Annotated in this window: 12 protein-coding genes and 3 pseudogenes; 11 read left to right on the forward strand and 4 right to left on the reverse strand. The window is 71.4% G+C overall.

Going from position 1 to position 12,249, the window contains the following annotated elements:
- Nucleotides 1–109 precede the first annotated feature (109 nt).
- The 4 genes and pseudogenes from HN013_RS16775 to HN013_RS16790 all read left to right on the forward strand — a co-directional run bounded on the left by HN013_RS16775 (nt 110) and on the right by HN013_RS16790 (nt 5,073).
- A pseudogene (locus HN013_RS16775) lies at nt 110–1,215 on the forward strand (hypothetical protein).
- A gap of 541 nt (nt 1,216–1,756) precedes the next feature.
- Nucleotides 1,757–2,830: an MFS transporter gene (locus HN013_RS16780; RefSeq protein WP_171166961.1), complete on the forward strand. Its 1,074-nt coding sequence runs from the start codon at nt 1,757–1,759 to the stop codon at nt 2,828–2,830.
- Nucleotides 2,820–3,125, forward strand: coding sequence for a hypothetical protein (locus tag HN013_RS16785; protein WP_212764430.1), 306 nt, complete (start codon nt 2,820–2,822; stop codon nt 3,123–3,125). Before HN013_RS16780 ends, HN013_RS16785 begins: the two co-directional genes overlap by 11 nt.
- Nucleotides 3,126–3,591: 466 nt before the next feature.
- The gene (locus HN013_RS16790) at nt 3,592–5,073 is read left to right on the forward strand and encodes an MFS transporter (protein ID WP_171166962.1); all 1,482 of its coding nucleotides are present in this window, start codon (nt 3,592–3,594) and stop codon (nt 5,071–5,073) included.
- Nucleotides 5,074–5,194: 121 nt separating this feature from the next.
- Here HN013_RS16790 and HN013_RS16795 read toward each other — a convergent pair whose 3' ends face one another.
- Both HN013_RS16795 and HN013_RS16800 read right to left on the reverse strand, forming a co-directional pair.
- Entirely contained in the window at nt 5,195–5,614 is a 420-nt protein-coding gene (locus HN013_RS16795; RefSeq protein ID WP_171166963.1) for a hypothetical protein, read from the reverse strand.
- Nucleotides 5,615–5,869: 255 nt separating this feature from the next.
- On the reverse strand, nt 5,870–6,313 hold the full coding sequence (locus HN013_RS16800; RefSeq protein ID WP_171166964.1) for a MarR family winged helix-turn-helix transcriptional regulator: 444 nt from the start codon (nt 6,311–6,313) through the stop codon (nt 5,870–5,872).
- Nucleotides 6,314–6,430: 117 nt separating this feature from the next.
- Between HN013_RS16800 and HN013_RS16805 the strand changes: the two genes are divergently transcribed.
- From HN013_RS16805 to HN013_RS34165, 4 genes and pseudogenes are all read left to right on the forward strand, one after another.
- Nucleotides 6,431–7,009, forward strand: coding sequence for a quercetin 2,3-dioxygenase (locus HN013_RS16805; RefSeq protein ID WP_171166965.1), 579 nt, complete (start codon nt 6,431–6,433; stop codon nt 7,007–7,009).
- A gap of 61 nt (nt 7,010–7,070) precedes the next feature.
- The gene (locus HN013_RS16810) at nt 7,071–7,352 is read left to right on the forward strand and encodes a hypothetical protein (RefSeq protein ID WP_171166966.1); all 282 of its coding nucleotides are present in this window, start codon (nt 7,071–7,073) and stop codon (nt 7,350–7,352) included.
- A 24-nt stretch (nt 7,353–7,376) separates the two neighbouring features.
- Nucleotides 7,377–8,321 carry a hypothetical protein gene (locus HN013_RS16815; RefSeq protein ID WP_171166967.1) on the forward strand — a complete coding sequence of 315 codons (945 nt, stop codon included), beginning with the start codon at nt 7,377–7,379 and terminating at the stop codon, nt 8,319–8,321.
- Nucleotides 8,322–8,524, forward strand: a pseudogene (locus HN013_RS34165) (DUF4158 domain-containing protein); the annotation flags it as partial.
- 28 nt (nt 8,525–8,552) lie between these two features.
- On the opposite strand, the gene HN013_RS16820 reads toward HN013_RS34165, so the two are convergent.
- Complete coding sequence (locus tag HN013_RS16820) at nt 8,553–9,731, reverse strand: MFS transporter (protein ID WP_171166968.1); 1,179 nt, start codon at nt 9,729–9,731, stop codon at nt 8,553–8,555.
- A gap of 60 nt (nt 9,732–9,791) precedes the next feature.
- Between HN013_RS16820 and HN013_RS16825 the strand changes: the two genes are divergently transcribed.
- The gene (locus HN013_RS16825; RefSeq protein WP_171166969.1) at nt 9,792–10,790 is read left to right on the forward strand and encodes a helix-turn-helix transcriptional regulator; all 999 of its coding nucleotides are present in this window, start codon (nt 9,792–9,794) and stop codon (nt 10,788–10,790) included.
- Here the strand turns inward: HN013_RS16825 and HN013_RS16830 are convergent.
- Nucleotides 10,788–11,157: pseudogene (locus HN013_RS16830) on the reverse strand (site-specific integrase); the annotation flags it as partial. The gene HN013_RS16825 and the pseudogene HN013_RS16830 overlap by 3 nt on opposite strands.
- A gap of 215 nt (nt 11,158–11,372) precedes the next feature.
- Between HN013_RS16830 and HN013_RS34170 the strand changes: the two are divergent.
- Both HN013_RS34170 and HN013_RS16835 read left to right on the forward strand, forming a co-directional pair.
- Nucleotides 11,373–11,609, forward strand: a complete 237-nt coding sequence (locus tag HN013_RS34170) for a DUF6255 family natural product biosynthesis protein (RefSeq protein WP_398979964.1) — start codon at nt 11,373–11,375, stop codon at nt 11,607–11,609.
- A 93-nt stretch (nt 11,610–11,702) separates the two neighbouring features.
- Nucleotides 11,703–12,236: a hypothetical protein gene (locus HN013_RS16835; RefSeq protein ID WP_171166970.1), complete on the forward strand. Its 534-nt coding sequence runs from the start codon at nt 11,703–11,705 to the stop codon at nt 12,234–12,236.
- Nucleotides 12,237–12,249 lie beyond the last annotated feature (13 nt).

Below are 12,249 nucleotides of genomic sequence, written 5' to 3' on the forward strand. Positions count from 1 at the left end.
GCCCGCCCACACCGTCCGCCCAACCGGCCTTGCTGTCAGTGCTCCGTGTCATTATGCGGACGCGTCCCGGGGGAGCGGGCCGCGGTCTATTGATTGCCAGGGGTTGGGGATGGGCGCGGGTACGGAGCCGGAAGGCTCGTCCAGGTCCGACGAGGAGTGGGAGCGGTTTCTGCGCGAGTCGGTGGCGGGTGCCGTCGATGCGCCCGTGGAGCCGTCGGCGCGGGCCCGCGACGTGGCGAGGCGGCTGCGAGCGGAGCCCGGCCGCGGCCCGGAGGGGTGGCGCAGCTACACGCCCGCGCGGCCCAAGCGGCGAACGGGCTGGTACGTGGCCGGACTGCTGGCCTCGCTGGCGCTGCTCGTGGTGGCGCTCGCGCCGGGTCGGATAGTGAACCTGTTCGCCGGCGACGACCCTGACTCCCGCCGCCGGCCGAGACCGCCCGCCCGACCCCGGCACCCCCGGCGGGGACGGCCCAACGCCCCACCATGGACGAGCCGTTCCGCGGTTCGCCGGCGGCGAGCTGGGCGAGCGGAGCGGCAGGGATCACCGTGCCGAAGGCCGGGGCGGTCGGCTGGATGAGTGCGGCCGAGGTCGAGCGGGCCCTCGCCCGCAGCCGGGACTTCCTCGTCGCGTCCGGCCTGGACCGCGGGGTGCTGCGGGGCGAGCGCCCCGAGAAGGCGATGGCACTGATCAACCCGCATCAGAAGGACGTCCAAGGCCTCCTGAGAACCGCTTTCCGAACCCCGAGAACCCCGAGCGAGAAGAACGACCCCCTCCTCCTCTTCAGCCGCTTCCAGCCGTCCCGCACCCACCTGGTCGGCGACGTCGTGAAGACCCGGGGCCGCCTCACCTACCGGGAGGGCAAGCGTGGCGCGCTCCAGGTGACCGCCGACGTCATTTTCGTCTACCCGGTCACCCGCGCGGGCGCGGGTGGCGACGACGAGATCGTGCGCACGATCGTCCGGCGCGAGCTGGTCCTGAGCTGGGACAATCCTGACAAGGTGATCACCGAGCCGGGCACATTCTCGATCGTCTCGTACAAATACGACATGACCAACGGCGGCTGCGGCGCCCCCACGGGCTATTTCACCCCGCCCTTCGGCACGGACCGCCGGGCGGACGAGGCCGGCACGAAGGTCGACCCGTACGACCGCAGGACGCCGGTCGGGCGGGGCGAGTCCGCCGGGGACGAGTGCGGGAGGGCAACGCGGTCCTAGCGCGGTCTTGACCGGTGGTTCGCATGTCGGGGCGTCGCGCATCCCTCGTCGAGTTCGGTCCTGAGGTCACCGTGTGTGGCCGCCGGGGGCGTATCGGCTCCAGGTTCCGGGCGGCTGCTTCCCCGCGGCTGCCTTCGGCGGCCGGGCGGACGTGATGCGGCTGCCGGACCCGGACGGCCCGGTGTGCCGGGCCGGGACCCTGCCGGGGAACCCGGTGGCCGCCGCCGGGCCGGCCACGCTCCGGGGGTGTACCTCGGAGGTCTACGAGCATCTCAACGCGGCAGCATCGCAGTTGGGCACGCCGGCGTCGACGCGCTGCCGGCCGCGGCGAAGGCGGCCGCGGCGGCGGGCACCCGAGCGGCTGGGCCTCGTTCGCCGCATAGGTCAGCAGGAGGTCGAGGAGGCCCGGGTAGCGGGCCTCCAGGTCCTCCGAGCGCAGCGAGACGAAGCACCGCGTGCCCTCGGAGCGGATGCGGGTGACGCCCGCCTCGCGGAGGGTCTTGTTGTGGTAGCTCATCGTCGACTGCGGAATGGCGCCCGCGTGTTCCGCCAGGCCGCCGACCGTGTGCTCGGCGCCGGGATCTACCTGCCCATGGCCGCCACGACGGCCGCGGCGCTGGTGGCGCCGGAGCAGCGGGGCGGCGCACTGGGACTGGTGCTGGGCGGGCTCAGCATCGGCACCGTCCTGGGCATGCCCGCGGGCCTCGCCCTGGCCCATCTCTTCGGCTGGCGGCTCACCCTGTGGGCGGTCACCGGCCTCGGCCTGTTGGCGCTGATCGGCATCAGCATCCTGCTGCCCGGACTGCCCGGCTCGCCCCCGGTGCGGCTGCGCCGCCGCATGGCCGTGCTCGGCGACCCCAAGGTCGCGTCGATCGTCGTCGTGTCCTTCGTCGCGAACGTCGCGAGCCTCGGCCTCCACACCTACCTGGCCCCCGTGCTGAAGTCGGTCGGCCACATCGGCAACCCGATCCCGTACCTCGCCACCTGGGGCATCGGCGGCATCCTCGGCAGCCTGCTGATCGGCGTCGTCATCGACCGCACACGGCGGTCGTTCTCGCTGTTCACAGTGGTGATGCTGGTGTTCACCGCGGCCATGGTGGTGGTGCCCCTGGCCGGTGGGGTGCGCGCGATCCTCGTCCTGCCGCTGCTGGTCCGGGGAGCGGCGGGGTTCGCCTCCCCCGCGCCGCAGCAGGAACAGCTCCTGGCCGCGCGCCCGGACAACAGCAATGTGGTGGTCGCGCTCAACGACTCGGCGATCTACCTGGGCAGCGCCGTCGGCTCGGCGCTGTTCGGCGCCGTGCTGGCCGCCGGGCTGCCGATGTCCGCCCTGCCGTACGTGGCGGCCGGGTTTCGCCGCCCTCGGGCTGCTCGTGCACCTGCTCGTCGTGCCGAACGTGTCCGGCCGTACGGGCGGAGCCTCCGGCACCGGCTCGCCGGTCCCCGCCGAGGCGGCAGCCGTCGCCGAATGACCACCGTCCGGCCCGGAACCATGCCTTCGATGAAGCGATCCTTCCCTCCGGAGCCCCAGGCAACAGCAACAGCTACCGCGCGAACAAAACGGAAGCGGCTTGTTCAGGGGCGTCAGGGGAGACAATCATTCGGCCATGAGGCCTGAAGTGCGGACGTTCGTCGCCGACGGACCGCTTCCCGACCGGGACGCGAGCGAGGAAGTGATCGACCGGCGCGAACGCCAGCTGACGGCGATCCCCCGCCCTGTCACACCCGAAGAGGCCGCTGCCCTGGCCACCTGCTTCGGCCCCGACGACTGCTACGGCGTCGCCTGGACGCTCATGCACTTGATCGAGACGGCTCCCGGCCCGGTGCCACAGCTGGAGGGTCCGGGTCCGGGAGCCGGCGACTGGGCCGAGGTTCTACGGGCACGATGGGGCGGCGAACGCCCCACGGCTTGACGGCTCGTCTGTAGGAGGGGTCCTCTCGGCGAAGATCTTGTCCCGGGGGTGTTCTTCGCGGCGAGCGCGTCCAGCTGCGTCCGGAGTTCCTGGATGGTGCCCGGACGCCGGTCGGACGGGGCGGGCGCGATATCCGAGGTGCAGGGGAGCCTGAAGGTGTCGTACCGTGGACGAGTTCCTGCGCCGGAGGCTTCGGTGGCGGTGACCGAACTTTCTGTTCCTGTTGTAGCGATCTTGAGGTGACTTCGTATCCCCCAGGCCCTGTAGCCGTCCGTATCCCCCACGTGCCGAGTCTTCGCACGTGTCCGGGGGCGGACGTCGCGCCGGCCTGAGTCGCGTCACCCTCCCCCGCAGTTTTCCGTCTGTTCCCGGGTGCAGCTCTGCCGACTGCCCCGGGTTTCGTGTTCTCCGGCCCCGGCGCGGCTGACGGCAGGGCTCCCCGATTCCTTGAATCAGGAGTTCCACCGTGCCTTCCCCCACGCTCGACGACGAGTCGAAGCACCCGGCCGAACCCCCGGCGCACGCCGTACCGGGCCGGTCGCCGAGGATGACCCGGGCTGCCCGGATCGCCCTCGTGGTGCTCCTGGTCGCCGAGCTCATGGACATCCTCGACCAGTCGGTCGTCCTCACCGCGCTGCCCGCCGTCCAGGAGTCGACCGGCGCCGGACCGGCCGCGGTGCAGTGGCTGACCGCCGGCTACTCGCTGACCGTCGCCGTCGGACTGATCACCGGCGGACGCCTCGGCGACATCCACGGCCGGCGCAAGATCCTCCTCATCGGCACCGTCGTCTTCACCCTGGCCTCGCTGCTGTGCGGCCTCGCCACCGGCCCCGGCGTGCTGATCGCCGCCCGGGTGCTCCAGGGCACCGGCGTCGCCATGATGATCCCGCAGGTCCTGGCCACCCTCCACATCACCTTCGACGGCGAGAACCGCAGCAGGGCCTTCGGCCTCTACGGGGCCGTCCTGTCGCTCGCCAACGTCCTGGGACCGGTCCTGGGCGGCCTGCTCACCCAGCTGGATCTGTTCGGACTGTCCTGGCGGCCGATCTTCCTGATCAACGTGCCCGTCGGCCTCGCCGTGATCATCCTCGGACGCAGGTTCGTCCCCGAGTCGACCGCGCAGAACGCCGACCGGCTCGACCTCACCGGCATGCTGCTGTCCGCACTCGCTGTGGTCCTGATCATCTTCCCGCTCACCGAGGGCCACACCCACCACTGGCCGCTGTGGTGCTTCGCCCTGCTCGCCGCAGGACTCCTCGTGCTCGGGGTCTTCCTGCGCCACCAGCAGCGCAGGAGGGACAACGCCCCGCTCGTGGCGCTGTCCCTCTTCCGCGGCAAGCAGTTCTCCGGCGGCCTGTCCGCGCAGCTGACGCTGGGCCTGCTGTGCGGTCTGTTCTTCATGACCTGGACGCTGTACCTCCAGCGCGGCCTGGGATTGAGTCCGCTGATGGCGGCCGCGGCCTTCGTGCTGCTCGCTCTCGGCGAGCTGGCGGGTGCGACGACCGCGATGAAGACCGCCGGGCGCTTCGGGCGCCGCCTGCCCCAGGCCGGAGCCCTGATCACACTCGCCTCGATGGCGGCCTACGGGCTCCAGATCAACAGCCGACAGGCCGACCTGACCCTCCTCGCGATGACCGTCCCGGTCGTGCTGATCGGCTTCGGTCTCGGCATGGTCGGCGGCCCGCTGGCCGACATGTCGCTCGCCAAGGTCCCGCACGAGAACGCCGGTTCCGCCTCGGGCCTGTTCAACACCGCGATGCATCTGGGCATCGCCCTCGGCACCGCGCTGACCGCCCTCGTGTTCTTCGCCGCCACCGGCGGCTCATCCGACGGCGCGATCAACCGCGACGCGTTCACCGGGATCCTCTGGTGGGTCGGCGGCACCCTGGCGTTGATGTGGGCCCTGATGTTCTGCCTGCCCGGGCGCGCAAACACCCGGGCCGACTGAGCGACTTCCCACGGCGGCGGCTCCTGGGCCCGGGCGCCGCCGCCCCTCACCCCCTTCCCCTCGCCCCCTTCAGAGCGCGGCCACGTTCAGGACCAGGGCCGGGCATGGGGCGGAAGGCGTTCTAGACGATGGTGGTGGCCCCCGATATGAAGGCGTTGCCGGCCTCCTTCAGGAAGGTCCCGACAGAGTTGAAGACGCCTTGGACCGTCTGCTCGGCGGGGGCGTTCTTCACAGCCTGGTTGTGCTGGTCAAGGGAGTGCTGGGCGTCGCGGTCGACGCCGTCGGGCCCCTCGGAGCCGCCGGTGGAGGGGAGGCCGACCTGTTGGCGCATCGCGTCCGAGGAGCTCAGGAACTGGGGGCCCTCGGTGGTGATCTTCTTCTGGATCTCGGCCGTGTTGAACATCTTCCCCGGTTCGTCTTCCCCGGCCAGCCAGCGCAGGACCGCAGCCGCGGTCAGGATGTCGTTGCGCGACCACTCCTCCGTTTCCTCGTTGCCCTTGCCGTCACCCACCAGGTTCTTGAGGTCATCGGTGCTGGTCATGCCGTTCGTCCTTTCACTGGGGGCATGAGTGCCACTCCAGTGAAAACCCAACCTGGAAACTTCGCAGAACAGGCATCCAGCACGTCTTCGCCGTTCAATTGAAGGTTGGCCACCGGCCCCGGGGACGCGGCCCACCCCGGGAAGCGCCGCGTCCACGCCGCGACCACGCGCGCCACTGCCGGGGCGCGAGACAGGCGGCCCGAGGCGGATGACGGGCGGCGTCGGCTCCGGTCGGTGCCGAACGTGGCGGCCTTCTCACCCCGGACCGGCGGCGGGCGGGCTTCCCCAGGGTGCCTCCAGTGCCGCCCGCAGGGCGGTGACCGTTTCGCGGCCGATCCGCTCGGCGAGTTCTTCCTCGAGCCGTTCGAGGATGGCCACGGCCTGGTGGTGGGTGCGTTCGCCCTCCGGGGTGCGGCGGATCAGCCGCTGCCGGGCGGAGGCGGGGTCGGGGACCTGCTCCAGCAGTCCGGCGGCGATCAGGCCGTGGACGGCCTGGTGCGCGGTCTGCCGGGTGACGCCCAGGCGGCGGGCCAGGGTGGAGACGGTGGTGCCGTCGGCGTCGAGCACGGCGAAGAGCTGCGCCTGGGCCGGGGGCACCGGCGTGGCGCCGGCCTCCGCCAGGGCCGCGACCAGCGCGTCCTCGAACCAGCGCCGGGCCTCACCGAGCAGTTGGGGAAGGTTGCGGCGGCTGGGGTGCATCGGTTCCTCACGGCGGCGGGACGGCGGAGCGGTTCCGGCCGGGCGGCTTGCCCGGCGCCGGACTGTCATGTCAGGGTACCTGACGTTCGCGTTCGGAAGCCGCCCCCGGGAGACCGCATGACCATCGAGTACGCCACCCCCTACCGGCGGAGTTCCCGCATTCCCGCCGAGCCGGGCAAGCCCTACTTCATCGAGAAGGGCGAAGGGGACCGCGCCCACCTGTTCGGCGACCTCATCACCGTCTACGCGGGCGGCGAGCAGAGCGAGAACACCTTCAACTTCTTCACCGTGGAAGGCCCCAAGGGCAACCTCATACCGGCCCACCTCCACCCCGACACCTACGAGGTCTTCTACGTCACCGCCGGCGCCGTCCGGCTCTTCGTCGAGGACACCGACGGCGACCAGCAGGAAAAGCTCCTCACCCCGGGCGACTTCGGCTTCGTGCCCAAGAACTGCCCCCACGCCTACCGCATGGAGCGCCACCACAGCCAGGTCGTCGGCGTCGCCGCCGGACCCGGCGGCACCTTCGAGCGGTTCTTCGAAACCCTCGGCGCCCCGGCCGAACGACTCGGCCTGCCGCACGAACCCGTCGTCCCCGCCCCCGAGAAGTTCGCGACCGTCCCCCAGCGGTACGACGTACGGTTCCTCCCCGACCACCACTGGAGGACCGCGGCCGCCGACCGGCCCGTAGACTGACACCATCTTCGGCCGGCGGGACGGAATGCGGCGGAGACCGGGCCAACCGCCGGAGGATGCCATGCGAGCCGACGAGGACCGGGCCCACCTGGAGTGGTGGGCCAACCGCAGCACATGTCTGGCGCGCATTCCCGTCCGGGTCACCGCCCTGCCCGGCGGCGGCGCGTGGGACGCCGTCCCCCTGCCGCCGCTCGGCCACGCGGCGGGCGAGGACCTGCGCCTGCTCGTCGAGGCCGACCCCTGCTTCAGCCTCCGTTTCGGGGACGGCTCGGTCACGGTCGTCGAGGCGGAACACTCCGACGACGTCGGTCGCCTGCGCCTGAGCGCCACCACTCCGTCCTGACGCACCGCCTGAGAGACTTCAGGCATGGCGAACTCGGCGGAGCACGTACGGCAGTTGATCACTTCACCCGGCTCCGCCGCATCCTGGACGGCCCTGCGTCAGGCCGCGAGCGAGGACCCTTCCGCGGCCCTGGAGCTGGGACACCTGATGCTCCAAGTGTCCTGGTCCGCCACGCAGGTGACCGCACCCTCCAGCGGTTCGCCCGAGGCCGAGACACTGCTGCGCCACGCGGCATCGTCACGACCGGACGACGCGCAGGCCGCCATCCTGCTGGCGACGCTGCTGTCCCTCCACTGCGACCAGATCGAGGACATCACCTTCGGCATGCGCCACCGCAAGCGCTGGGAGTCCGACAGCAGGCGACGGGCCGACGAAGCGTGCCGTCTCTACCAGGAAGCGCTCCGGACGGACCCGCGTTCCGGTGCCGCGGCCAGTGGGCTCGCCCGGCTGCTGCACCGGCACGGCGGCCTGGTGTCCCCGGGCGCGCCCAGCGCCGCCGACGCCGCGGCGGACGCTCTGACCATCACACCCGGTGAACCTGTCGCCCTGCGCGTGCTCGGCGAGACGTCCGATGGGGGCGGCCGGTCGCCGGAACGCGGCTTCCCGAAGAGCCCGTTCGATTACTTCGTCCTCGAAGTGGAGCTCATCGTGTCCAACAGCGGGGAGTCGGTTCCCCGGTGCGTGGTGTTGCGCGACCTCGGCCAGGTCGCGGCGTTCGACACCCACGGAGGGGACGTCGCCAATGCCGTTGCCCATCGCTACGTGAACGGAACCGTGGTCGCCACCCACCGGGAGTCCCGCCTGTCCGGCAGGAGCCTCGGCCAGGTGGTCGCTGAACGGTACGCCGGCCGCGCCACGGTACCGGGCAGCCGGCCCCTCCCCGTCGGCCACCCGGTGCTCCACAAGGGCGAAGTCCTCAGCTATGGCGTCAACGGCGCGTGGGGAGCGACTGCCGCCGGAGGGCGGTGAGGAAGGCGGGACGGTACGGCTCGTACACACGCCGGGGAGATCCAGGAGGCCGGCGACCGACGGGACTTCGCCGAGGTCCGCGAAGAGCTGGCGGGCCGGCTGGACGCGCGGGCGTGGACGACGGGGGACGGGCCGAAGGCGCGCTGTTCGACGCGGCGGCGGGCCGGCTGCACGAGAGCCGGGGGCTGCTGCCGGGGGCGAGCCCCGCCAGATCCCCGCCGGTCCCACCTCTCATGCTGCCGCAACGACCTGCGGACGCGCCCGCAGTCCTGGAGCGAGCGCCAGGGTCACAGCGACGGATGCGGTCGCCATGGCCGTCATCGCCACAGCAGGCGTGGTGAGTTCGGCGATGGTACCGGCGAGGAGGGCGCCGGTGCCCTGCAGGGTGAGCATGCCGGAGGCGTGCAAACCGAGTGCCTGACCGCTCAGCTCGTCGGGAGTCAGCTGCATCAGGCGTTCCTGGAGCAGGAGGCTCGCTGCGAAGCCGACGGACGCCAGGGTGACGGCGGCCAATGCGACGGAGAGCCCCGGTTCCAGGAAGAACAGCAGATAGGGGGCGGCGAGGAGCAGCCGCAGCGGGGCGCTGAGGCGTTCACGCCACCGCAGTGGGAGGAAGCGTCCCACGAGCGTGTCGCCCGCGAGCATGCCGAGAGCGGCACAGGCGAAGAAGAGCCCGGCGCGCTCGGGGGCGTAGGAGATATAGAGGGACTCGCATCCCGCGACGAGGCCGTTCGGGACCCACAGCGCCAGGTAGACGTAGCGGCGGGGTACGGACGCCCACAGACGGGTGTTGACGTGCCAGGTGGCGGCGATCGACGGCCGGCCGGTGGCACGGGGCGGCCGGTCGGTGAGGCCGAGGCGGGCCACAGCCGCGGCAGCCACATACAGCAGCGCACCGACGAGCAGCGCGCCACGCGGCGAAACCAGGGCGACGAGGACGCCACCAAGGGCGTAGCCGCAGATCTGCAGGGTGCCGACAGCCATGTTGAGGACCGAACGGCCCAGCAGGTAGCCGTCCTTGGTGAGGATCTCGTTGAGCAGGCCGAAGCGGATCCCGCCACCCACCGAGGAGATCAGGCCTTGGACCGCCAGGACGGCGAAGACCGCCCACAACGTCAGGCCGGGAACCGCCGGGACGGCGGCAGCCACCGCGAGAGCCAGGGCGAGGCCGGTCATGGCGACCCGCGGACGAAGACGGTCGGCAGCCGACAGCAGGGTGGCCGCGCCGACGACCTGAGCGAGGGAAGGGCCGAACATCGCCAGTGCGGAGAGCAGCGGGGAGCCGGTGGCGGAGTGGACCAGGCTGCCCAGAGCCAGCCCGCTCACCGTGGAAGCAGCCACTGACAGTGCACTGGCGGCGAAGAGCGGCGTGAACTCCGGGGTGCGAAATACTTCTCGGTAAGTACGCATGACGGGGAGTGTCCGAGCAGCCGCCGTGGCGCTGTTAATGTTTCGCGGGGAGGCGAAACAATGGGGCTCTGGCTGCTCGACACGGACACCCTGGCTCGCAGCCGGTTCGTGATCTCGCCCCTGGCCGAAACCTTCGCCACACTCATCGACCTGGAAGAGGCCGTCGCCTCCCACCCGGCACAACAGAAGTGGCTGGACGCTCACCTGCGCGGCTACCGCGAGCAGCTGGGCCGGGACCCGGTGGCGGCGGCCGTGATCCGGGCCGGCTACCGTCCCGGCTGGATCGCCGACTTCCTCCTTCCGGCCCCGGTGGGCGACGGGAGCCCTCACATCGACGAGGAACTGCACCGCGTCCGGACCACCCCCTCCGCAAGCGCCCGCGCCGACCTGGCAACGGCCCTGGGCGGCGGGCCCCTCCCACCCCTGCTGTACCGCGATGACCTCCCCGAACGCGCTGCCGCCCTGCTGGAGTGGGTGTGGACCCGCACAGTCCTTCCGGACTGGGAGCGGCGCCGCCGCATCCTGGAAGCCGATATCGTCGCCCGCACCCGGCAGTTGAGCGAGGGTGGCTGGGCCACAGCCCTCGACGGCCTGCGCCCCCGTACTCGCTGGCTGGGCGAGGGCCAACTGCAGATCAACGCCCACGACTACCCGCCCCGCGACATTGCCGGGGCGCAGCTCCTGTTCGTCCCCGTCACCCCCCGCAGCGCCTGGGTGACCTGGGACGAACCCCATCGGTACGCCGTGGTGTATCCGTGTTCAGGCGTGCTGACCGGGCAGGAGGACCGTCCGGCGCCCCACGCGCTGCGCGCCCTGCTCGGTCCGCAACGGGCACGGGCCCTCACCCTCCTGAGCACTCCGATGAGCACCACCCAACTGGTAGCACTGACCGGCCTGGCACTGGGCTCCGTAGGAAGGCACCTGAAGGTACTGCTGGACGCGGGACTCGTCCGGCGGCGGCGCGCAGGGCGGTCGGTGCTGTACTACCGCAGCGAAGCGGGGGACCAATTGGTCGAGGCTGCCCGCCACGGCCGATCAGGGCATCCTGTCGCAGGATGACAGCCGGGCGAGGCCCGTCTCCGGGCAGGCATCGCGAGGGCCGACGACTTGGCCGGGGCCGGGGCGGCGGTGGGTGACGAACACCGGCTCGCGGCTGCGGCCGCGCAGCAGTCGGGGCGGGAGCCGGGCGGTGTCGGCGTCCCCGTAGACAGTCTCCGGCACGAAGTCCTCGCGTGTCCGACCCGGCGGCGTGCCTTGCTCCGGGCGTCCTTGGCCTTCACGGGGCAACGGCGCGCGGTGAGGTCCAAGTCCTCGAAGTTCACGCCGAGGATCTCCTCCGCGCGGGCGGCGGCTCGTTGAGCATCCGCCACAGCGTCTTCTCCCGCAGGTGGACTTCGCGCCGGGCGATCAGCCGGTCGACGGCCATCGACCCCAGCGGGCCCTCTCCGATCCGCTCCGCGTTCTTGCCGAACGGGTGACGTCGACGCCCCCTCCCCCGCCGGACCGGGCCACCCTCCCCGGCCGCTGCGCGGAGTGCCTGCGCATCAGGACGGAGTACTACAAGGCGTCCGGGGCGGGCGACCGGCGCGCCGCCACCGCCTTGACGGTCACGATGGGCCGCCACCAGAGGGCAGCGCACACATGAGGGGCATCACACCGGCGAACTGTCGTCACCCGGCCACCGGATGGGAGGAGGCTGGGCACGTCATCACGTGCTCGGCGTGCGGTGTGCGCCGGTTCCCGGTCTGTGCGGCGCTGTGGTGGTCGGCCGGAGAGCGCCGGGCGGCAGGGGCGTGCACGGCGCTCGATATCCATCGGGAAGGAATGGCTGCACGCCGCACACACATAGGCGAACCATCGCGCGTCGAGGTGAATTGACCGGCTGTCGAGGCGTGAAGAGCGGCCCGGGGGCAGGCGCTCCGTACAGATGCCGGCACCGGACGGTGCCGGTGAATGTCAGGGGAGGAACACATGGCGACTGATCCCTCGACCGGACTGCAAGGGATCGACCCGAACGCCTGGGAGGAACTGGCCCGGGCGGCAAGCAAACTCAAGAAGGATGATGAGCCCGACACGACCGCCGAGGAGCTGAAGCAGCTCTATATCGCGGACGCCCAGTACGCCGAGGACCACCCGGAGAAGGGCCCTCGGATCATCACGTCCCCGCCGGCCGGCAGCGACGACGAGTGGCCCTGGGAATTCAAGATCCTCGGTCCGCTGAGCGTCTACGGCGGCATCGTGTTCAAGAGTGACTCCCACGGATGGACGGCCAAGGCCGGCGTCGGCCTCAAGCTGAGCGGTAAGTCCGTCTGGTTCGAGGGTTTCAGCCTCAGCACCAAGATGCGCAGCATCAGCTGGAACCCGAGCCTCTGGGTGGTCCGGGGGAACCTCACCGTGGGGATTCGCGGCGACAACAACTGCCTCTTCGCGAAGGGCGAGGGCTGCTACTGGTGGGGCAGCTGGCACTGCGCCGGGTTCGACGAGACGCTCAAGTGCTTCAGCTGACGCAGGCTTGACG

Source organism: Streptomyces sp. I05A-00742 (assembly GCF_013055795.1).
Taxonomy (GTDB): domain Bacteria; phylum Actinomycetota; class Actinomycetes; order Streptomycetales; family Streptomycetaceae; genus Streptomyces.

Bases quoted from the DNA above. Each gene is read 5' to 3' on its own strand.
- HN013_RS16810 (WP_171166966.1), top strand. From the start codon at position 7,071: ATGCGAGCCGACGAGGACCGGGCCCACCTGGAGTGGTGGGCCAACCGC.
- HN013_RS16800 (WP_171166964.1), bottom strand. From the start codon at position 6,313: ATGCACCCCAGCCGCCGCAACCTTCCCCAACTGCTCGGTGAGGCCCGG.
- HN013_RS16820 (WP_171166968.1), bottom strand. From the start codon at position 9,731: ATGCGTACTTACCGAGAAGTATTTCGCACCCCGGAGTTCACGCCGCTC.
- HN013_RS16815 (WP_171166967.1), top strand. From the start codon at position 7,377: ATGGCGAACTCGGCGGAGCACGTACGGCAGTTGATCACTTCACCCGGC.
- HN013_RS16785 (WP_212764430.1), top strand. From the start codon at position 2,820: ATGAGGCCTGAAGTGCGGACGTTCGTCGCCGACGGACCGCTTCCCGAC.
- HN013_RS16805 (WP_171166965.1), top strand. From the start codon at position 6,431: ATGACCATCGAGTACGCCACCCCCTACCGGCGGAGTTCCCGCATTCCC.
- HN013_RS16795 (WP_171166963.1), bottom strand. From the start codon at position 5,614: ATGACCAGCACCGATGACCTCAAGAACCTGGTGGGTGACGGCAAGGGC.
- HN013_RS16835 (WP_171166970.1), top strand. From the start codon at position 11,703: ATGGCGACTGATCCCTCGACCGGACTGCAAGGGATCGACCCGAACGCC.
- HN013_RS16825 (WP_171166969.1), top strand. From the start codon at position 9,792: ATGGGGCTCTGGCTGCTCGACACGGACACCCTGGCTCGCAGCCGGTTC.
- HN013_RS34170 (WP_398979964.1), top strand. From the start codon at position 11,373: ATGAGGGGCATCACACCGGCGAACTGTCGTCACCCGGCCACCGGATGG.